We start from the raw sequence: 20,280 nt of genomic DNA, 5'->3' as shown, positions 1-20,280 counted from the left end.
GTACACCGCCGTGCCCGCCGCACCGGCCCGCCACATTCTCTTCCTGAACTGGCGGGACACGCACAACCCCGAGGGCGGCGGCTCCGAGGTCTATACCGAGCGGATCGCGGCGGAACTGGTCACGCACGGCCATCGGGTGACGCTGCTGTGCGCCGCGCACGGCGACGCGCCGGCCGAGCAGGTGTTGCCGAACGCCGTCCACGTGCTGCGTCGCGGTGGCCGGCACACCGTGTACCTCCGTGCGGCTCTCACCTACCTGGCCGGCGGGTGCCGGCTCGGCCGGCTGGCTGCCGGTGTGCGCGGGCGGCCCGACCTGATCGTGGACGTGTGCAACGGCGTGCCGTTCCTGTCCCCGCTGTACGCGCGTTGCCCCACGGTCGTCGTGGTCCACCATGTGCACCGCGAACAGTGGCCGGTCGTGTTCGGCGACTGGCGTGGCCGGTTCGGCTGGTGGCTGGAGTCCCGGGTCGCCCCGCGGGTCTACCGCCGTTGCCGCTACGTCACGGTGTCCACGGCGACCAGGGACGAGCTGGTCCGGCTGGGCGTCGCCGCGGCCCGTATCTCGATCATCCAGAACGGCCTGCCCGGAGTGACCGGCGTGCCGGTGCGCCGCGCCGCGTACCCCTGCCTGGTGGTCCTGGGTCGCCTGGTGCCGCACAAGCGGGTCGAGTACGCGCTGGACGCCCTGGCCGCGCTCGCCGCCGAGCTGCCCGACCTGCGGCTGATCGTGGCCGGTCGCGGCTGGTGGGAACCGCGCCTGCGGGAGTACGCCGCACGGCTCGGGGTCGCCGGTCGCACGGAGTTCGCCGGCTACGTGACCGAGCGCCGCAAGCACGAGTTGCTGTCGCACGGCTGGGTGGCGCTCGTCCCCTCGCTCAAGGAGGGCTGGGGTCTGACCATCATGGAGGCCGCGGCCCGGGAGACCCCGGCGATCGCCTTCCGCGGCGCGGGCGGCGTCTGCGACGCGATCCGGCACGGTGATACCGGACTGCTGGCCGACGACCCCGGCGACTTCGTCGCGAAGATTCGCTGGTTGCTCACCGACGACCGGGCACGGCGCCGGATGGGCCGGGCCGCCCGCCGGTACGCCGAGAGCTTCACCTGGCCGGCCGCCGGCAATCAGCTGGCCACCCTCGTCGACGGCGTGCTCACCCCCGATCGAAAGGCGCCGTGAAGCGACCGACCAGCGGGCGCCCATCAAGCGCCGACGAGTGGACGCCGTGAAGCGGCCGATCAGCGGGCGCCGTAGAAGTTCGGCGGGTCGAGCGGATCGGCCGCCGCCTTGCCGCCGAGGCCGTTGGCGTTCGCCTCGTTGGCCATCTCGGTCGCCACCTCGTTCGCCGACGGGTTGAGCGCGGCCATCGCCGCCGCCACCCCGACGACCGCGAGCAGCACGCCGACCACGGCGGCGACCATCAGAGCCTTGAACGTGCCCATCCCTGCCTCCTTCGCATCGATCTCGAACGCGCGAAACGCCGCCACCCGGCGACCACGACCACCGAGCCGGCCAGCGGATAACCCATCAGCCCCCACACCGAGAACCCGCCCGGCGCGGCGTAGCCGGGATTGCGATACAACGCCAGCCCTGGTCCGCTGTGGACCAGGGTGAGCCCGCCCAGCGCCGCCGCCGGCACGCTCCCGCCGCTGCCCCGCTGCACGAGCACCCAGCGCACGCGCCCATCCGCGACCGAGCGCCCCTCCTCGAGTCGCCCCCGGATCGCCGCCGCCGCGCCACTCTCGCCGCCGATCACGGTCTCGCCCACCCGCAACCGGTCGTCGGCCACCACCGGTGCCGGCAGGTACCGGCCCGCCGGGTCGTACACGACCGCCCCCGGGTTCCACGAATAGGCCCGATAGGCCGACATCGGCAGCGACACCACCGGCCCCGGATCGGCTCGCACCACGGCGGCCACGGTCGCCCACTCCGCCGGGTACTCGACCGGCCGCAACCGTCCGCCCACGCCCCACGCCAGATCGGGCAGCGCCAGCACCGGCAGCAGCGCGAAGCCGGCCAGCACGAGACGCCCGCCCACGCCCGGCACCCGATCGGCGATCCGCTCCGCACCGAGCGCGACACAAAGAACCAGGCAGATTGCGTACGGGATGAGGAACTTCTGTCCGTCCCGCAGCAACCCCGCGCCCGGTATCAGATCGACCGCCGCCCGCACGGCGCCGGACGCGCCGGGCAGCGCGCCGGCCGCGGACAGCAGCAGGCTCCCGCCCGCGAGCCAGGCCAAGCGGGTCGCGGTGCCCTCGGCCCAGCGCCGCCGCAGGGTCCCGAAGCCGCACCCGGCCACCACGAGCAGTCCGGCCGTGATCAGCGGAACCAGCGGGCCGGACCGGCTGCCCGGCACGGCCGCGGCGTTCCAGATTCCCCCCGTGCCGGCCAGCGCGGCAGGCACACCACCCCAGTTCTCGCTCCGGGCCGCGAACGCGCTCGTCGCCCCCGGATCGGACACCGTGGACGCTCGGGAACTGACCGCAACCAGAAGCCACGGCGCGTTCAACGCGACCACCGTCACCGCGAGGCCCCACCCCCGCCGATGGGGCCCGGCCGGGCCCAGGGGGGATGACCCGGCCGGACGAGCGAGGACGACGGTGGTGACCAGCGCGATGAGCCCGCCGGTCGGAGTCACCGCCGCGCAGGCGGCCGCCAGCACGACCCGGGCGCCCGCGCGCGGCCGGCCCAGCCGGACGTCGCGGGCCGCCCGGATCAGCCACGGCATCGCGGCATAGCAGAGCAGCAGCCCCCATTGCCCGATCAACAGACGCTCGGCGAGATAGGGCGTCCATGCGTAACCGATCGCCGCGACCACCCGGGTCCAGCCGTGCCGCGCCGGAACGAGCCGGCCCGCCCCGATCGCCGCCGCCGCGAGAAGGGCCGCCAGCACCACCCGCTGCACCAGCCACCCGGGCGCGACCAGCGCGGACAGGCTCACCAACGCGTCCTGGGGCACCGCCCGGGGCAGCGTGTCGGCCGGCGCCAGCAGGTCCCACCGCAGTGGCTGCCGGGGCACGAACACCATGTCGGAGCGCAGCGCGTACCCGGCGCGGGCCAGCGGCGCCAGCACCACGACGACCACGATCGCGGCGCAGCCGTAGAGGAGCAGCCGATCCCGGCGGCCCGATGCGGCGATCGGAAGCGGATGCTGCCGCGGCGCCGTCCGGCCGGTTACCCTGTCGGCACCTTCCGGAGGCACAGTGGACGATTCGCCCGGCACCCGCGGCTCCCTCGCCACTCTCGGCCGCGCGGGTCTCGCCGTCACGGCGGCCACCGCGGCGGCCAACCTTCTGGCGTACCTGCCGCCCGTGCTCGCCGCCCGCCGACTCGCCCCCGCCGACCTGGGTGCGCTGGCCGCCGCGCTGGCGCTGGTGGCGATCGCGACGATGCCCGGCGTGGGGCTGCAGACCGCGGTGGCGGTCGCCACCGCCCGCTCCGGCGCCCCGGTTGCGGCGGCCCGGCAGTCCTGGCGATGTGCGCTCGTCTGCGGGGGAGCGCTGCTGCCGGCCACGCCGGTGCTGGCCGCCGCGCTCAGCCTGCCGGTGGCGCTGCCCCCGCTGCTCGCCGCGATGACCGTGCCCGCGGTGCTGGCCGGTTGGCCGCTCGGTCTCCTCCAGGGCAGTGAGCGCTTCGGCCGGCTGGCCGCCGGCACGGTGCTGCTGGCCCTCGGCAGGTACGCCGGAGTCCTGATCGGCCTGGCCGCGGGCTTCGGATTGACCGGCACGTTCGCGCTCGCCGCGGCGGTCGCCTGGCTGCTGCCGCCGGCACTGTCCCGGCTGCCACGCACGTCAGCGGACCGCGCGGCAGACCCGGTGCCGGGCGGGGCGGACGCGGCGCCGTCCGTCCCGCCCGGCGCCGAACTGCGCGGGCGGGCGGTGTTCACGGCGGCGAGCGCGTCGCTGGCCATTCTCGTGGCCTCCTACGCCGATCTCATCCTGGCCCGCCGGCTGCTGCCGCCGGGCGAGTCCGGCGCGTACGCGGTGGGCGCCGTCCTGACCAGGGCCGCGATCTGGGCCCCGCAGGTGGTCACCATCGTCGCCCTGCCCAGGCTGGTGCGCGGCGGCCCCGCCCGGCGAATCGGCCTGGCGCTGGTGGCCGGCGTCGGCGCCGTCCTGATCACCGGCGTCGCGGTGGCCGGCCACCTCGTGGTGACCGCAGTGGGCGGCACCCGATACGCCGCCCTCGCCCACCTGGCCCCGTACTTCGTCCTGGTGGGCGCCCTGTACGCGGTCACCGTCCTGCTGGTCAACGCCCTGCTGGCGGCCGGCGCGCAGCGACCCGCCGCCGGCGTCTGGGCCTCGCTGGCCGTGCTGGTCGCGGTGGTCGCCGCCGTCCGCCCGGCCACCGTGGCCCACCTGCTCGCCTGCTCCGTCGGCGCGGCCGCCCTGAGCGTGCTCACCACGGCCGCCCTGAGCGTGCGCCGGAAACCGTTCACATCCGCTCGATGATGGTCGCCGTGGACATCGCCCCGCCGGCACACATGGTGACCAGCGCCGTCCGCCCGTCGGACCGCTCCAGCTCGTGCAGCGCCGTGCAGAGCAGCCGCGCCCCGGTGCTTCCCACCGGATGACCCAGCGCGATCGCCCCGCCGTTCACGTTGACCCGATCGGGATCGGCCTGATGCACCGACAGCCAGGACAGCACCACGCTGGCGAACGCCTCGTTGACCTCGACCACGTCGATGTCCTCGATCTTCATCCCGGTGCGGGCCAGCACCCGGTCGGTGGCCGCGATCGGCCCGTCGAGGTGGTAGTACGGCTCCGCCCCGATCAGGCATTGCGCCAGGATCCGGGCCCGTGGTCGCATCCCCAGCCGCCGGGCATGTTCGGCGTCCATCAGCAGCAGCGCGGCCGCGCCGTCGGAGATCTGCGACGAGGTGCCCGCCGTGTGCCTGCCGTCCTCCAGAACGGGACGCAGCCCGGCCAGCCCCTCCAGCGTGGTCTCCCGCAGCCCTTCGTCCCGGTCCACGGTTCCGATCGGAATGACCTCCCGCTCGAAGCGCCCGTCCCGCCAGGCCCGCGCCGCGTTGGCCTGTGAGCGCACCCCGAACCCGTCGAGATCGCGCCGGGTCAACCCGCGCCGGGTCGCGATCCGCTCGGCCGCCACGTACTGGTTGGGCAGGTCGATCTCCCACGACGACGGGCGGGGCAGCCCGGCCTCGCCGAGGTTGGCCCGCAACGGCACGCGGCTCATCGACTCGACGCCGCAGGCGACCCCGGTCTCGATGGCGTCGGCCGCGATCAGCCCGGCGATCAGATGCGTGGCGTGCTGCGCCGACCCGCACTGGGCGTCGAGCGTCGCGCAGCCGGTCGCGTACGGCAGTCCGGCGTGCAGCCACGCCGTACGGGTGATGTTGTTGGATTGCTCCCCGCCCTGCGTGACACACCCGCCGATCGCCTGTTCGACCTCGCCCGGGTCGATCCCCGCGCGGTCGAGCAACCCCCGTTGCGCCGCGCCCAGCAGCTCGGCCGGGTGCAGGCCAGCCAGTGCGCCACGACGGCGCCCGATCGGCGTGCGAACGGCGTCGACGATCACCGGCACGCCCACAACGGCCTCCCGCACGACGTAAGAATCTAGAACGTGTTCCTATATAAAAGCACAATAGGCATACCACTGGGAGCGCTGCCCGTGCTTGAATCGGTAGAACCTGTTCCCGTAGGAGGAGTCGTGGCCGAGCCCCGCATCCCCACCGGTTTTGACTTCACCGATCCCGAGATCTGCGTCCGCGGCATCCCGCACGCCGAGTTCGCCGAGATGCGGCGCAACGCCCCGGTCTGGTGGATCCCGCAGCGGCGCGGCAGCGCCGGCTTCGACGACGACGGGTACTGGGCGGTGACCCGGCACGCCGACGTGATGGCCGTGTCGCGCGACAGCGACACGTGGTCGAGCTGGGAAAACACGGCGATCGTCCGGTTCCAGGCCGACATGCCCCGAGACCGCATCGAGATGCAGCGGTACGTGCTGCTCAACATGGACCCCCCGCAGCACACCCAGCAGCGCGCGATCGTGTCCCGCGGCTTCACCCCGCGGGCGATCAACAGCCTGCGCACCGCCCTCAACGAGCGCGCCGAGCGGATCGTCGCCGAGGCGAACACGTCGGACGTCGGCGACTTCGTCACCGAGGTCGCCTGCGAGCTGCCCCTGCAGGCGATCGCCGAGCTGCTCGGCGTGCCGCAGAGCGATCGGAAGGACGTCTTCGACTGGTCGAACGCGATGATCGGCTACGACGACCCGGAGTACAGCGCCGCCGGCGACCCGCTCGAGCCGGCGATGGAGCTGCTCGGCTACGCGATGAAGATGGCCGAGGAGCGGCAGGAGTGCCCCCGCGACGACATCGTCACCACGCTGGTGAAGGCCGAGATCGGCGGGGAGCACCTGTCCGCCGACGAGTTCGGGTTCTTCGTGCTGATCCTGGCGGTGGCCGGCAACGAGACGACCCGCAACGCGATCTCGCACGGGATGCTCGCCATGCTCCAGCACCCCGACCAGTGGGCGGCGTTCAAGGCGACCCGCCCGCGCACCGCGGTCGACGAGATCGTCCGCTGGGGCACCCCGGTGAACGTCTTCCAGCGCACCGCGACCCGCGACACCGAGCTCGGCGGTCAGCAGATCAGGAAGGGAGAGCGGGTCGCGCTCTTCTACGGCTCGGCGAACTTCGACGAGCAGGTCTTCGACCACCCCGAGCGCTTCGACATCACCCGCAGCCCCAACCCGCATCTGGGCTTCGGCGGCAGCGGCGCGCACTTCTGCCTCGGCGCGAACCTCGCCCGCCTGGAGATCGACCTGATCTTCAACGCGATCGCCGACCACATGCCGGAGATCGCCCTGGCCGGCGAGCCCGAGCGGTTGCGCTCGGGCTGGCTCAACAGCATCAAGCACTTGCCGGTGCGGTATCGCTGACCACCCACATCGAGAAGAACTGCGACCCTCCGCCGTACGCGTGACCCAGTGCCGTCCGGGCGCCCGCCACCTGGTGGTCGCCCGCCCGGCCCATCACCTGCATGGCCGCCTCGGCGAAGCGCAGCATGCCGGAGGCGCCGATCGGGTTCGAGCAGAGCACCCCGCCGGACGGGTTGATCGGCAACCGGCCGCCGAGCCGGGTCTCGCCCGACTCGGTCAGCTTCCAGCCGTGCCCCGCCTCGGCGAAGCCCAGGTTCTCCAGCCACATCGGCTCGAACCAGGAGAACGGCACGTAGATCTCGGCGACGTCGACCTGCTCGAACGGGTCGTCGATCCCGGCCGCCTGCCACAGCGCGCGGGCCGCGTCCGCGCCGGCCCGCGGGTTCACGTGGTCCTTGCCGGCGAAGAAGGTCGGCTCGGTGCGCATCGCGGTCGCCCGGATCCAGGCCACCGGCCGCTCGCTCGCCTCGGCCGCCTCCTGGTTGCCGATCACGACCGCGCACGCCCCGTCCGAGGACGGGCAGGTCTCGTCGTACCGGACCGGGTCCCAGAGCATCGGGGAGGCCTGCACCGACTCCAGGGTGATGTCCGGCTGGCGCAGATGGGCGTACGGGTTGAGCGCCCCGTTGCGCCGGTCCTTGACCGCGACCATCGCCCCGATGTGCCCGGGCGCGTGCGACCGCCGGATGTACGAGCGGATGTGCGGCGCGAAGTAGCCGCCGGCCCCGGCCCCGATCGGCGCGGTGAACGGCGGCTGGATGGAGAGCGCCCACATCGCGTTCGACTCGGACTGCTTCTCGAACGCGACCGCGAGCACCCGCCGATGCACCCCGGCCCGCACCAGGCTGGTCGCCACGACCGCCGTGGTCCCGCCGACCGAGCCGGCCGTGTGCACGCGCAGCAGCGGCCGCCCGCTCGCGCCGAGCGCGTCGGCCAGGAACAGCTCCGGCATCATCACGCCCTCGAACAGGTCGGGCGCCTTGCCCAGAACCACCGCGTCGATGTCCGGCCAGTCCACGCCGGCGTCGGCGAGGGCCCGGTCGATCGCCTCCCGGCACAGCCCGGCCATCGACACGTCGGTACGCCTGGTCCGGTGGTACGTCTGCCCGGTACCCAGCACGGCCGCTCGTCTCACGACTCCGCCTCCAGCACGCAGATCAGGTTCTGTTGCAGGGCCGGGCCGCTCGTGGCGTGCCCGGCCGCCGTGCGCGCCCGCCCGGACATGACCTGTTCGGCGGCGACGCCGATCCGGGCCAGGCCGGCCGAGAACATCGGGTTGCCGCACAGCGCGCCGCCGGACGGGTTGATCCGCACCCGGTCGCCCAGCCCGAGCGCCGCGCGCAGCAGCAGCTCCTGATGTGTGAACGGGGCATGCAGCTCGGCCACGTCCAGGTCGTCCGGCAGGCCCGCCGCCTCGGCCGCGGCCGCCGCCGAGGGCACCGCGGTGAGGTCGCGCTCGCCGAGACCCGGCGGATCGATCCGGTGGGCGACGCCGGTGATCCAGGCCGGCCGCTCGCGGTGCCGCCGGGCGCGCTCACCGCCGGCGAGGACCAGCGCGGCCGCGCCGTCCGAGACCGGCGCGCAGTCGTGGGCGCGCAACGGGTCGGACACGTACGGCGCGGCCAGCAGGTCGCTCGGATCGGCGTTCCCGGACACCCGCGCGTACGGGTTGGTGGTCGCGTCGGCCCGGCTGCGCGCCGCCACCTCGGCCATCGCCCGCTCGGTGACGAGCCCGGCGTCCAGCGCGAGCCGGGCCTGCAGCGCGGCGACGCTCACCGAGTCGGGCCAGAGCGGCGCGGTCACGTACGGGTCGAGCTGCAGCGCCAGCACCCGGCGCAGCAGGCCGGCCGAGGACTTGCCGAACCCGTACACCAGCGCGGTCTCCGCCTCGCCGGCCAGGATCTTCACGTACGCCTCGTAGAAGGCCCACGCCGCGTCCATCTCCACATGCGACTCACAGATCGGCGGGTACGCGCCGATCGCGTCGACCGCGTTCACGAACGAGAACGCCCGCCCGGCGAGGTAGTCGGAGGAGCCGGAGCACCAGAAGTCGACGTCCCGCCGGTCGAGCGCGGCCGCGGCGAGGGCCTCGCGGAAGACCGGCACGAGCGTCTCGACGCCGCTGGTGGTTCCCGCGGACGGACGGTTGGGCGCCTGGGCGAAGCCGATGACGGCGACAGTCTCGCTCACAAGTGGTCCTCGTACGACTCGTAGGGCGCGTCCGGTTCGCCGGTCGGCAGGAAGTGCGCGATGTTCGTCGGGCTGGTGGTCCATTCGGCCCGGTCGCGCCAGACCGCCGCCACCCGCATGCCCATCCGCACCTCGTCGGCGGGCAGGCCGAGGATCAGATGGGGGATCGGTATGTCGGCGCCGTCCAACAGGATCTGGGCGACCACGTACGGCGGTTCCAGCCGCTGCCCGGCGAACGGCACGTTCACGACGCAGAACGTGGTCACCGTGCCGTGATCGCGTACGGTGACCTCCTCCTCGGTCGGCACCCCGTCGGCCGGGCAGACCCGCGGCGGCACGTACACCTTGCGGCACACCGGGCAGCGCTGCCCGAGCAGCCGGCCCTCGGCCAGCGCCCGCAGGTAGCGACCCTCTTCGGGCGAGGTGGTGTGCGTGTACGCGAGCCGGACCGGTGTCGTCATGACCGTCACGGGATCGCCGGCGATCGTTTCGGCGTCGGGTTCCGGCGCGTCCAGCAGCGAGAAGCACTCGATGTCGCGGATGTGCCCGACCCGGGATGCGGCCCAGCGGATCCGGACCCGCATTCCGGTGCGCATCCGCTCGCGCGCGCCGGCGTCGACGGCGTGCAGCAGAGCGGTGTCCGCCCCGTCGAGGCGGATCAGCGCCCAGCCGAACGGCCGATCCAGCGGCTGCCCGTCGAGCGGCCGGTCGGTCCAGGTCCAGCTGACCACCGTGCCGGTCGGCCGGACGTCCACCAGCTCGGTCACCGGCGCGTGGGTGGCCGGGTCGTACTCGAGCGGGGGCACGTGGATCCGCCCGTCCGCGGTGCGGCTGCCGAGCACCCGGCGGTCGCGCAGGCCGGTCATGAACCGGCCCAGGACCGGGCCGAGCGAGCGGGTGTAGTCGAAGCCGATCTCCAGCGGGGCAGCGAGCACGGTGTCCACGTACGCCAGTGAAACACGTTCTAACTTCCCGCGGCAAGCGGGTCGCGCAGCCGCATCCGAGCAACTAGAACGAGTTCTATCGACCGCGGAACTGGGGCCTGCGCTTCTCGATGAAGGCGCGCGGACCCTCCTTGGCGTCGTCGCTCCGGAACACCGCCATGCCGATCTTCGACTCGACCGCGAACGCGTCGTTCTCGGCCAGGCCCTCGGTCTCCCGGATCGTCCGCAGGATGGCCTGCACCGCGATCGGCCCGTTCGCCGCGATCGCCTCGGCCAGTTCGAGCGCCTTGGTCAGGGCCTGCCCGTCCGGTACCACGTGCCCGATCAGACCCGCGGAAAGCGCCTCGGCCGCGCTCAGCTGGCGACCGGTCAGCAGCATCTCGGCCGCGATCGTGTACGGGATCTGGCGCACCAGCCGCACCGCCGAACCGCCCAGCGGGAACAGACCCCAGCGCGCCTCGGAGACCGCGAAACGAGCGCTCTCGGCGGCGACGCGTACGTCCGTGGCCTGAAGGATCTCGGTCCCGCCGGCGACCGCCGGCCCCTCCACGGCCGCGATCAGCGGCTTGGTCAGGCGGCGTCCCTTGAGGAGCGCGTCGATCCGGGAGAGGTCGGCGCCGTCGAAGCTGTCGCCGGGGTGCGACCGGGTCATCGCGCGCAGGTCGGCGCCCGCGCAGAACGCGCCGCCCGCCCCGGTCAGGATGCACACCCGGAGGTCCGGATCGTTGTCCACCCGGTCAAAGGCGTCGCGCATGATGGCCATCATCTCGGCGGAGAGCGCGTTGCGGACCTCGGGACGGTTCATCGTGACGATCAGGATCGGTCCGCGTTGCTCGACGAGGGCATGCGATTCCACGGCTCTCCTCCACCGAAGCTGGGGCTTGTCACGAACAATAACAGGTTCTACTTTCTGGTGATGGCGGCAAATATTGCGGACCTGTTCGAGCATGCGGTCGACGCCTTCGGCGACCGTACCGCCGTGTTCTTCGGCGAGCAGAGCATCACGTACGCCGAGCTCGAGGAGCGCGCCAACCGGCTGGCGCATTTCCTGCATGATCGCGGCGTGCGCCCGGGCGACCACGTCGGGCTGTACGCGGGCAACTCGATCGAGGCCGTGGTGGCGATGATCGCCGTCTACAAGCTGCGCGCCGCGGTCGTCAACGTCAACTATCGGTACGTCGAGAACGAGTTGCACTTCCTCTTCGCGGACGCCGAGCTCGCGGCCCTGGTGCACGACCGCCGGTTCGCGCCCCGGGTGGCCGCCGTGCGCGACGCCACGCCCGGCCTGCACACGGTGGTCGTGCTGCCGGACGGGTCCGATGAGGACACCGGCGACTGCCACTACGACGAGGCGCTGGCCGCCGGCGATCCGCGCCGGGACTTCGGCGAGCGCTCGGCCGACGACGTCTACCTGCTCTACACCGGCGGCACCACCGGCTACCCGAAGGGTGTGCTGTGGCGCCACGAGGACGTGTGGCGCACCCTCGGCGGCGGCGTCGACTTCATGACCGGCATCCCGCTCGAGGACGAGTGGCAGCAGTCCGCGCGCGGTGTCGGCGCCGAGCCGATGGTCCGGCTCTGCCTGGCCCCGCTGATCCACGGCAACGCGCAGTGGGCCGCGCTGATGGCGCTGTTCGCCGGCGACACCGTGGTGATGCTGCCGCATTTCGACGCCGACGAGGTCTGGCGCACCATCGACCGGCGCCGGGTCAACGTGGTCGTGCTGATCGGCGACGCGATGGCCCGGCCGATCGTCGAGGCCTACGCGGCCGGCGACTTCGACGGCTCCTCGCTCGGCGCGGTCTCCTCCAGCGGCGCCCTGTTCTCCCCGGTGGTGAAGCGGCAATACCTGGACCTGCTGCCGAACGTGCTGGTCACCGACGCGGTCGGCGCCTCCGAGACCGGCTTCACCGGGCTGGGCGTGGTCGCCGACGTGCCCGGCGGCGCGATCGAGGACCCGCGGGTCATGCCCGGCCCGACCACCGTGGTGCTCGGCGACGACGGCAAGCCGGTGCCGCCCGGCGCGGTCGGCCGGCTCGCCAAGAGCGGCTATCTCCCGCTCGGCTACTACAAGGACCCGGTCAAGACCGCTCAGCTGCTGACCGAGATCGACGGCGTCCGGTACGCGCTGCCCGGTGACTTCGCCCGGCTCGAGGAGGACGGCACCATCACCCTGCTCGGCCGCGGCGCGACCTGCGTCAACACCGGCGGCGAGAAGGTCTTCCCGGAGGAGGTCGAGGGCGCCCTGAAGACCCACCCCGACGTCTTCGACGCCCTGGTCATCGGCCTGCCCGACGACCGCCTCGGCCAGCGGGTCGCCGCGCTGATCCAGCCCCGCCCCGGTGCCCGGGTCGACCTGGTCGCGGTCGAGGAGCACCTGCGCCACCAGGTGGCCGGCTACAAGGTGCCGCGCGCGGTCTGGCTGGTCGCCGAGATCTCCCGCACGATCAGCGGCAAGGCCGACTACCGCTGGGCCCACGAGTACGCCGCGTCGCATTCCGCCGCGTCCGGCGCCGAGGAGGTCAGCCATGCGGACTGAGCTGTGCGAACGGCTCGGCATCGAGCAGCCGATCGTCGGCTTCAGCCCGTCCGAGCAGGTGGTCGCCGCGATCAGCCGGGCCGGCGGCCTCGGCGTGCTCGGCTGCGTCCGCTACAACGAGGCCGAGGAGCTGGACGAGGCGCTCACCTGGCTCGACCAGGCGACCGACGGCCGCCCGTACGGCGTGGATGTGGTCATGCCCAGCCACGTGCCCACCGAAGGCGCCGCCACCGACCTGGACAAACTGATCCCGCCGGGCCACCGCGACTTCGTCGAGCGCACCCTGCTGCGTCTCGGCGTGCCGCCGCTGGGGGTGGACGAGTCCCGCCGGGCCGGCGTGCTGGGCTGGCTGCACTCGGTGGCCCGCTCGCATGTCGAGGTCGCGCTGACCCACCGCCCGCGGCTGATCGCGAACGCTCTCGGCCCGCCCCCGCCGGACGTCATCGCCCAGGCCCACGAGCACGGCCTGCTGGTGGCCGCGCTGGCCGGCCGGGCCGACCACGCCCGCAGCCACGTGGCGAGCGGCGTCGATCTGGTGGTGGCCCAGGGCTACGAGGCCGGCGGGCACACCGGCGAGATCGCCAGCATGGTGCTGGTGCCCGAGGTGGTCGACGCGGTGGGGGAGGACGTGCCGGTGCTGGCGGCCGGCGGCATCGGCAGCGGCCGGCAGATCGCGGCCGCCCTCGCCCTCGGCGCGCGCGGGGTGTGGATGGGCTCGGTCTGGCTCGGCACGGCCGAGTACCAGACGTCGTCGGCGCTGCGCGAGGCGCTGCTGAAGGCGCGGTCGAGCGACACCGTCCGCAGCCGGATCTACTCCGGGAAGCCGGCCCGCCTGCTGCGCAACCGCTGGACCGAGGCCTGGAACGAGGACGATGCGCCGAAACCGCTGCCGATGCCGCTGCAGAACCTGCTCGTGGCCGAGGCGCACACCCGGCTGATGGAGTCCGGCGACCCCACGGTGGTGCCGATGCCGGTCGGTCAGATCGTGGGCCGGATGAACGAGGTGCGCCCGGTCGCCGCCGTGCTGGCCGACCTGGTCGCCGAGGCCGACGAGACCCTGGCCCGGCTCGGCAAGCTCATCCTCTAGGTCAGCCGCCGGTGGCCGAGAAGTGCATGTAGTCCTTCAGCGAGCGGTAGGCGCCGCCCCACTTCCAGCCGATGGCGGCGAACGCCTCCACCACCGGCCCGTCCGGCCCGATCATGCCGGGCCGCACGGCGCCGCGGTCGAGATACGAGGTGGCCAGCTCGGGCAGCACGATCTTGCCCTTGTGGTACGGGTTCTGGAACGGGTTCACGTCCACGGCCAGGCCGTAGGCGTGCTGCGACCAGGCCTTCGCATCGCGGACCGGGCGGCAGGCGTACGCGTCGGTCAGGTTGTCGTCCCCGGTCGGCGGCGCGTCGAGCGCGGCCCGGCTGGTGATCCGCATCCCCTCGATCGGGTAGCCCTCGGCGAACAGCCGCCCGAACACCTTGACCAGGCCGTTGGCGGCACTCCGGTGGACCAGCATCTCGCCGGTGTGCGCCCGGCCGTCGAAGCCGCGGAAGCCGACCGTGACGTATCGCAGGTCGGTGGCCTTCACCGGGCAGGCGCTGGTCCAGCTGGAGCGGGCGAGCACCGCGGCCGGCACGGCGCGGATCGTCGCGTGGAACTTTCCGTCCCCCGGCGGCGGGAGGTAGTCGGTCGTGATGATCGAGCGATTCCGCAGCTCGGGCGGGGTGGCCCGGGCGGCGGCGAAGCCGTTGGCGCCGACCGGCAGCACCCGGGTGCCGAGCCAGGCCGGGGCCGCGGTGGCATCGCCGACGCGGGTGACCGACGGGCTCGGCTCCGGCGCGGCGGCCTGCCCGCGGCCTCGGCTGTTTTCCGGCGTCGAGGGTGTGGCGGCCGGCGCGCCGGGTGCGGTCGCCGGCGCCGGCGCGGGCGAGGGGCCTGCGCAGCCGGCCGCGACCCCGCACGCGAGCAGGGTCGTCAACAGCCGCCGAAGTCGCACGGAGGCAGTCTGCCTCGTTGTTCCGCTTCCGGCGACCTGCCCGTACAGTGTGCCGATGATCAAGGCGAGTGCCGGGCGATTCGTGGCGATCGCCGGGGTGCTCGCGGCGTCCGCCGCGGTGCTGGCCGGCGGCCCGGCCGAGCCGAGGCGGGCGACGATCGACGACGCGGTCGCCCTGTGCCGGTCCATCTCGGGTGCCGCTGAGCCGGGTGCCGCCACCTGCGTGATCAGAATCGACCCGACACCCGCACCCCGGTCGCCGAGCAGCGGGCAGGCGGTGGGCGTGCCGCTACCGATACGGCTGGCCACGAACGGCTTGTCGGGCTGTGTCCGAGGGCCGGCGCGCCCGGTGCTCGACACGGTCGGACCTACCCTGGCGGTGACCTTCGCGGCGGCCGGGCCGACGCCGGCCGAGGCCACGTTCGAGCAGGCGCCGCTGGACGGGTCGGAGCAGTCGAGCCTCGGCACCGTTCCGGTGGCCGCCGGCCGGCAGGCGGTCCTGGAGCCAGACACCGAACTGGTGCCGGGCAGGTCCTACCGGTGGCGGGTCCGCGGGACGGCGGAGGACGCCACGGTGCCGGGCTGGTCCGACTGGTGCGAGTTCACCGTGAGGTCCGGGCTGGCGGACCTGATCGAGGCGGACGACACCACGATCCGGGAATTGGGCTTGGAACCGAGGCGCCGCTATCCGGTCACGCTGACGGTCCGCGAATGGCGGCTGGTGCTGGACGGGCTCCTCCCGGACGACGGCGGCGACCGCACGCCGGCCGACGGTGAGTTCATCACCCAGTACCAGATCGAGGCCCGGAAGCGGGACCGACGCATCGACGCGGACATCCGGGCACGGATCGCCGGACGCGCGGCGGGCCGCCCAGCAATCGTTGTCCTGCGCGGCTACGAATGGGCCTCGGTCGCCTCGAGCGTGGCATCGAGCGCGGCCGCCTGGGAGCAGGCGGACGACGACGGGCCTGCGGCCGCCGCCGAGGAACGCAAGACCTGGCACCTGCTCGACCGGATCTCGGCGCAGTTGGGCGGACCTGCGCACCCGAGTCTCGGCCTGGACCGGCCGGTCACAGCACGATGACGGCGCGGCCGGTGAGCGTGCCGGTCGCCAGCCGCTCGTACGCCTCCTCAACCTTCTCGAACGGGAACTCCTCCACCTGGTTGCGCACCAGCCCGGCCGCGGCCAGCGCGATGACCTCCTGGGCGTCGGCGATCGTCGAGCCCTGGAAGGTGAAGACCTCGCCGTCGCGGGGCAGCGTGCCGAACCAGGGCCGGTCGAGCCGTCCGCCGGCCGAGCCGATCAGCCCGTACGCGCCGCCGGGCCGGACCGCCGCGATCCCGGCCGCAATGGTCTGGTCGGCGCCGACGAAATCGAGCACCGCATCGGCGCCGAGCCGGCGGGGGAGAAGCTCCAAACCGGACAGAACCTGATGGGCGCCGACCGATTCCGCGTACGCCCGGCGGGTCTCCGCCGGATCGACCGCGATCACCGTGGTGGCGGTCAGCACGCGCAGGAACTGCACCGCGAACGCGCCCAGCCCGCCCGCGCCGATCACCACGGTCGTGCCGCCCGGAACGATGCGCGGGAGCGCCCGCCGCACCGCGTGGTACGCGGTGGCGCCCGCGTCGGTGAGCGGACCGGCGTGTCGCGGGTCGAGGTCGCCCAGCGGCAGCACGCTGCGCCGGTCGGCGAGCACGTATTCGGCGAGGCCGCCGTCCCGCCCGTAGCCGCGGCCGGTCAGGCCGTGCGGGCAGACGCTCTCCAGGCCGCGCACGCACAGCCGGCACCGCCCGCACGAGGCGGTGGCGACCAGCGCGACCGGCGAGCCGTCGTCCAGCCGGCCGGCCGTCTCGTGGCCGAGGGTGAACGGCATCTGCCAGCCCAGCTTCTCGCCGACCGGCCGGGGCATCTGCTGCATGGTCAGATCTGACCGGCACAGCCCGCACCCGGCCACGCGCACCAGCACCTGCCCGGCGCCGGGCTCCGGCACGGGCACCTCCTCGTGCGACGGTGCCGCACCCCAGTCGAACATTCGGAACGCCCGCATCGCTCAAGAGTGGAACATGTTCTAGCGGTGGTCAAGGGACGCCGATGGGCACGTTGACCCGAGATTAGAACGCGTTCTAGCATGAACCGTGCTTACCGAGCCGTTCGCCGACGCCATCGCGGAAGCCGAGCGCGTCGTCGCCGAAGCCCCCCACATCCGTGGCCCACAAGACCTGATCGAGGGTCAGGACTATCTGGCCGGCGGCATCCGGGCATCGATCCAGATGGCGTGGGCGTTCGACCGCGACTTCCCCTACTTCGTGCGCTCGACCGGCCCGTACACGAAAATGGGTCTCGACAACCCGGACACGCTGTACTTCCACGCCTGGCTGCGCGACGACGCCGAGTACGTGGTGACCGGGCGCCGGGGCAGCACCACCGATCTGAGCTTCCAGATCCTCGACGGGTCGTACTCGCCGGTGAACGTGCCGGGCAGCCTCGCCGCGTTCGACGACCGGGCGATCGAGATCGATCACGATGGTTCCTTCGAGATCCGGTTCGGTCCCGGGCTGTCGGGCCGCAACGCGTTCCCGCTCGCGCCCGGCTCGGCCATGCTCGTGGTGCGCGAGGTGTTCAGCGACTGGCACGAACGGCCGGGCATGCTGCGCATCCACCGCGCCGATCGGGCCGGCGCCGCGCCACCGCCGCTCACCATGGAAACCGTCGCCAAGCGGTACGCCGTGGCCGGCAAGATGCTCGTCGGCCGGATCCGCACGTTCCTGGCGTTCGCCGAGCGGTTCTACCTGAACCTGCCGGTGAACACGCTGACACCGCCGCGGCTCACCCCCGGCGGGCTGGCCACCCAGTACTCCTCGGCCGGGCACTACGAGCTCGCCGACGACCAGGCCATGGTGGTCACCGTCCCGGCCGGCGACGCGCCGTACCAGGGCCTCCAGCTGGGCAGCATGTGGTACGTCTCGCTCGACTACGTCAACCACCAGACCAGCCTCACCGTGCCGCAGGCACGGGTCGACCCGGACGGCATGATCCGGTACGTGATCAGCGAGCGTGACCCGGCACTCGCGAACTGGATCGAACGCACCGGCCACGACCGCGGTTATGTGCAACTGCGCTGGCAACGGGTGTCCCGCGTGCTCACCGACGCCGACGGCCCTCGAACGGAAGTGATCGCCGTGGACGACCTGCCCAAGCAGCTGCCCTACTACGAACCGATCGATTCCGCGCAGTGGCGGGCCCGGATCCGCGAGCGGCAGGCCGCCACCGCGGCCCGGATGCTGGGCTGAGCCCATGCTGCTCGCCGACAAGGTCGTGGTGGTCGCCGGGGTCGGTCCCGGCCTGGGCCAAGCGGTCGCGGCGCGCGCCGCGCAGTCCGGCGCCGACGTGGTGCTGGCCGCCCGGACGGAATCGTATTTGAGCGAGGTGGCGGGAAAGGTGGAGGCGGCCGGCCGGCGAGCCCTGGTGGCGCCGACCGATCTCACCGACGAGGCCGCGACCGCGTCGCTGGTGCGGGCCGCGCTCGGCGAGTTCGGCCGGGTCGACGCCCTGGTGAACAACGCCTTCGCGATGCCGCCGATGCGCAGCCTGGGCAAGGTGGACTTCGACGAGCTGCGGGCCAACTTCGAGGTCAACGTGCTGGCGGCGCTGCGGCTGACCCGGCTGCTCACCCCCGCGCTGATCGAGTCCGGCGGCTCGGTCGTGATGGTGAACTCGGCCGTGCTGCGGCACTCGCGGAAGCCGTTCGGGCCGTACAAGCTGGCCAAGGCCGGGCTCCTCGCGGTCGCGCAGAACCTGGCCGGCGAGCTCGGGCCGCAGGGCGTACGGGTGAATTCCGTTGCCCCCGGCTGGATCTGGGCGGACAGCCTGCGCTGGTGGTTCGACTACCAGGCCGAGCAGCGCGGGGTGCCGCCCCAGCAGATCTATGACGAGGTCGCGGCCACCACCGACCTGCGCCGGCTGCCGGAGCCGGACGAGGTCGCCGACGCCGTGCTGTTCCTGATTTCCGGGATGGCCCGTGGCATCACCGGACAGTGCCTCGACGTCAACTGCGGCGAGTTCCACCACTGAGGGGTCGGCATGCCAAGCACGCGGACGGACGTCGGCACGGTCGAGGATCTGCACGCGTCCGCGACCCGCCTCACCGGGCTCGACGACTTCGGCGACGACGACGGGTATCGCGAGGGACTGGAAACGCTGCTTTTCGCGTACGGGACGGAAGCGGCCCTGACCCCGGCCGGCAGCAAGGTGTCCCGGGGCCTGCTGCGCGCGGCGCTGGTTTCCCGGCTGCTCAGCGAGGCGGCCTGGCAACAGCACCCGGAGCACGCCGCGGTGCCGGTGCCCCGGCCGATCTTCGTGACCGGCCTGCCGCGCACCGGCACCACCGCGCTGCACCGGCTGCTCGCCGCCGACCCGGCGCATCAGGGCCTCGAGCTGTGGCTGACCGAGGCGCCGCAGCCCCGGCCGCCCCGCGACACCTGGGAGTCCAACCCGTTCTTCGCCGCCCTCCAGGCCGGATACGAGCAGCATCACGTGACCGACCCGGAGTTCACCGGGGTGCACTACACCGCGGCCGACCAGGTCGAGGAGTGCTGGCGGCTGCTCGTCCAGTCGATGACCTCGGTGTCCTTCGAGTGCCTCGCGCACATCCCGTCGTACTCGCGCCGGCTGAGCTCGCAGGACTGGACGGCCGCCTATCGCCGGCACCGGCGCAACCTGCAGCTGATCGGTTCGAACGACCGCGATCGGCGCTGGGTGCTGAAGAACCCGAGTCACCTGTTCGCGCTGGACGCGCTGCTCGCCGTCTACCCGGACGCGGTGGTCATCCAGACACATCGCGCGCCGCGGACCGTCATCGCCTCGGTGTGCAGTCTGAATGCGCGCGCCTCCGAGGGCTGGTCGGAGCTGTTCCGGGGCGAGGTGCTCGGCCGGGCGCAGCTGGAGCTGTGGTCACGCGGGCTGCGGCGGTTCGCGACCGAACGCGAGCGGCACGACCCCGCGCACTTCATCGACGTCGACTACGACGACTTCGTGGCGGATCCGATCGGCACGGTCGAGTCCGTTTACGAGCGGATCGGATCGCCCCTGACCGCCGAGGCGCGGGCCGCCATGACGTCGCTGCAGGCCGAGCCGCGCGGCCCGGCCCACCACTACGACCTGGCCGACTTCGGCCTGACCGCGGCCGACGTGGACGCCGCCTTCGCATAGGCGTGCCGTCCTGCCGATCACGCCGGATCAGGTATGCAGAGAGCACCGTCGCACGTCCGCGTCGCCCGATTGGTTGATGATGCCCAGGGTGACCGAGACCGGGCGAAATCGCCACTCGACGGATCCCACGACAAACCACGGCAATCGCAGCGGCGCCGGCTTCTGGAACTGCATCGTCAACACGTCGCTGCCGCCGTCGGGGTTCGGGCCGTAATTCCAGGACCCTTCCCCGTACGGGATGTCGGGCACCTGGTCGATCTGGCCGGTTCCCCGGTTGACCAGGCCGACCTGACCGATGCAGTTGCTGATGCCACTCGCCGTGAAGCCGCCGTCGTGCCGGAGGCTGATCCAGGTCGACCGGTCGTCGCTCACCCACAGCCCGGTGAGGCTCCATGGTGCCGGGTTCACCCGCAGGCCCCGCACCGCGACATAGCCGGCGCCGGCCAGAATCAGGACGACGGCGATGGCCGAGCCGAGCACGATCTTCATCCGCACAGCGCGGCACT

The 20,280-nt window shown here is 73.0% G+C and carries 19 protein-coding genes; 9 read left to right on the top strand and 10 right to left on the bottom strand.

Annotated elements, in window-relative coordinates:
- Nucleotides 1-10: 10 nt before the first annotated feature.
- The gene (locus tag ODJ79_RS30365; RefSeq protein ID WP_263027035.1) at nt 11-1,174 is read left to right on the top strand and encodes a glycosyltransferase family 4 protein; all 1,164 of its coding nucleotides are present in this window, start codon (nt 11-13) and stop codon (nt 1,172-1,174) included.
- Between the two features lie 59 nt (nt 1,175-1,233).
- On the opposite strand, the gene ODJ79_RS30360 is transcribed toward ODJ79_RS30365, so the two are convergent.
- Both ODJ79_RS30360 and ODJ79_RS30355 read right to left on the bottom strand, forming a co-directional pair.
- Nucleotides 1,234-1,437, bottom strand: a complete 204-nt coding sequence (locus ODJ79_RS30360) for a hypothetical protein (RefSeq protein WP_263027034.1) — start codon at nt 1,435-1,437, stop codon at nt 1,234-1,236.
- Nucleotides 1,416-3,137: a hypothetical protein gene (locus ODJ79_RS30355; RefSeq protein WP_411267385.1), complete on the bottom strand. Its 1,722-nt coding sequence runs from the start codon at nt 3,135-3,137 to the stop codon at nt 1,416-1,418. Before ODJ79_RS30355 ends, ODJ79_RS30360 begins: the two co-directional genes overlap by 22 nt.
- A 64-nt stretch (nt 3,138-3,201) precedes the next feature.
- Here ODJ79_RS30355 and ODJ79_RS30350 point away from each other — a divergent pair, with 64 nt between their 5' ends.
- Nucleotides 3,202-4,449, top strand: a complete 1,248-nt coding sequence (locus ODJ79_RS30350; RefSeq protein WP_263027032.1) for a polysaccharide biosynthesis protein — start codon at nt 3,202-3,204, stop codon at nt 4,447-4,449.
- On the opposite strand, the gene ODJ79_RS30345 is transcribed toward ODJ79_RS30350, so the two are convergent.
- Nucleotides 4,433-5,548, bottom strand: a complete 1,116-nt coding sequence (locus tag ODJ79_RS30345; protein ID WP_263027051.1) for a steroid 3-ketoacyl-CoA thiolase — start codon at nt 5,546-5,548, stop codon at nt 4,433-4,435. The genes ODJ79_RS30350 and ODJ79_RS30345 overlap by 17 nt on opposite strands.
- A 120-nt stretch (nt 5,549-5,668) precedes the next feature.
- Between ODJ79_RS30345 and ODJ79_RS30340 the strand changes: the two genes are divergently transcribed.
- Nucleotides 5,669-6,901 (top strand): cytochrome P450, encoded by a 1,233-nt coding sequence (locus tag ODJ79_RS30340; protein WP_263027031.1) that lies wholly within the window; start codon nt 5,669-5,671, stop codon nt 6,899-6,901.
- On the opposite strand, the gene ODJ79_RS30335 is transcribed toward ODJ79_RS30340, so the two are convergent.
- The 4 genes from ODJ79_RS30335 to ODJ79_RS30320 all read right to left on the bottom strand — a co-directional run bounded on the left by ODJ79_RS30335 (nt 6,873) and on the right by ODJ79_RS30320 (nt 10,930).
- Complete coding sequence (locus ODJ79_RS30335; RefSeq protein WP_263027030.1) at nt 6,873-8,036, bottom strand: thiolase domain-containing protein; 1,164 nt, start codon at nt 8,034-8,036, stop codon at nt 6,873-6,875. The two genes, ODJ79_RS30340 and ODJ79_RS30335, sit on opposite strands and share 29 nt — an antisense overlap.
- Nucleotides 8,033-9,091: a thiolase domain-containing protein gene (locus tag ODJ79_RS30330; RefSeq protein WP_263027029.1), complete on the bottom strand. Its 1,059-nt coding sequence runs from the start codon at nt 9,089-9,091 to the stop codon at nt 8,033-8,035. Before ODJ79_RS30330 ends, ODJ79_RS30335 begins: the two co-directional genes overlap by 4 nt.
- Nucleotides 9,088-10,035 carry a Zn-ribbon domain-containing OB-fold protein gene (locus ODJ79_RS30325; RefSeq protein WP_263027028.1) on the bottom strand — a complete coding sequence of 316 codons (948 nt, stop codon included), beginning with the start codon at nt 10,033-10,035 and terminating at the stop codon, nt 9,088-9,090. Before ODJ79_RS30325 ends, ODJ79_RS30330 begins: the two co-directional genes overlap by 4 nt.
- Before the next feature lie 76 nt (nt 10,036-10,111).
- Entirely contained in the window at nt 10,112-10,930 is an 819-nt protein-coding gene (locus tag ODJ79_RS30320) for a crotonase/enoyl-CoA hydratase family protein (protein ID WP_411267384.1), read from the bottom strand.
- A gap of 21 nt (nt 10,931-10,951) precedes the next feature.
- On the opposite strand from ODJ79_RS30320, the gene ODJ79_RS30315 reads away from it, so the two are divergent.
- Both ODJ79_RS30315 and ODJ79_RS30310 read left to right on the top strand, forming a co-directional pair.
- Complete coding sequence (locus ODJ79_RS30315) at nt 10,952-12,574, top strand: acyl-CoA synthetase (RefSeq protein WP_263027026.1); 1,623 nt, start codon at nt 10,952-10,954, stop codon at nt 12,572-12,574.
- Nucleotides 12,564-13,661, top strand: coding sequence for an NAD(P)H-dependent flavin oxidoreductase (locus ODJ79_RS30310; protein ID WP_263027025.1), 1,098 nt, complete (start codon nt 12,564-12,566; stop codon nt 13,659-13,661). The genes ODJ79_RS30315 and ODJ79_RS30310 overlap by 11 nt, the downstream gene beginning before the upstream one ends.
- Before the next feature lies 1 nt (nt 13,662).
- Here the strand turns inward: ODJ79_RS30310 and ODJ79_RS30305 are convergent, their stop codons facing one another.
- Nucleotides 13,663-14,562 carry a M15 family metallopeptidase gene (locus tag ODJ79_RS30305; protein WP_263027024.1) on the bottom strand — a complete coding sequence of 300 codons (900 nt, stop codon included), beginning with the start codon at nt 14,560-14,562 and terminating at the stop codon, nt 13,663-13,665.
- 55 nt (nt 14,563-14,617) lie between these two features.
- Here ODJ79_RS30305 and ODJ79_RS30300 point away from each other — a divergent pair, with 55 nt between their 5' ends.
- Nucleotides 14,618-15,646 (top strand): hypothetical protein, encoded by a 1,029-nt coding sequence (locus tag ODJ79_RS30300; protein ID WP_263027023.1) that lies wholly within the window; start codon nt 14,618-14,620, stop codon nt 15,644-15,646.
- On the opposite strand, the gene ODJ79_RS30295 is transcribed toward ODJ79_RS30300, so the two are convergent.
- Entirely contained in the window at nt 15,633-16,613 is a 981-nt protein-coding gene (locus tag ODJ79_RS30295) for an alcohol dehydrogenase catalytic domain-containing protein (RefSeq protein ID WP_263027022.1), read from the bottom strand. The genes ODJ79_RS30300 and ODJ79_RS30295 overlap by 14 nt on opposite strands.
- An 88-nt stretch (nt 16,614-16,701) precedes the next feature.
- Here ODJ79_RS30295 and ODJ79_RS30290 point away from each other — a divergent pair, with 88 nt between their 5' ends.
- Genes ODJ79_RS30290 through ODJ79_RS30280 form a run of 3 tightly spaced genes read left to right on the top strand, consistent with a single transcriptional unit; the run spans nt 16,702 to nt 19,774 of the window.
- Nucleotides 16,702-17,856: a hypothetical protein gene (locus ODJ79_RS30290; RefSeq protein WP_263027021.1), complete on the top strand. Its 1,155-nt coding sequence runs from the start codon at nt 16,702-16,704 to the stop codon at nt 17,854-17,856.
- Between the two features lie 4 nt (nt 17,857-17,860).
- Nucleotides 17,861-18,637 (top strand): SDR family oxidoreductase, encoded by a 777-nt coding sequence (locus ODJ79_RS30285; RefSeq protein WP_263027020.1) that lies wholly within the window; start codon nt 17,861-17,863, stop codon nt 18,635-18,637.
- Between the two features lie 9 nt (nt 18,638-18,646).
- Complete coding sequence (locus ODJ79_RS30280) at nt 18,647-19,774, top strand: sulfotransferase family protein (protein ID WP_263027019.1); 1,128 nt, start codon at nt 18,647-18,649, stop codon at nt 19,772-19,774.
- Nucleotides 19,775-19,801: 27 nt separating this feature from the next.
- On the opposite strand, the gene ODJ79_RS30275 is transcribed toward ODJ79_RS30280, so the two are convergent.
- Nucleotides 19,802-20,269 (bottom strand): hypothetical protein, encoded by a 468-nt coding sequence (locus ODJ79_RS30275; protein ID WP_263027018.1) that lies wholly within the window; start codon nt 20,267-20,269, stop codon nt 19,802-19,804.
- Nucleotides 20,270-20,280: the final 11 nt, after the last annotated feature.

Source organism: Actinoplanes sp. KI2 (genome assembly GCF_025630775.1).
Lineage (GTDB): Bacteria > Actinomycetota > Actinomycetes > Mycobacteriales > Micromonosporaceae > Actinoplanes.
This window is presented reverse-complemented; position numbering and strand designations above follow the sequence as displayed.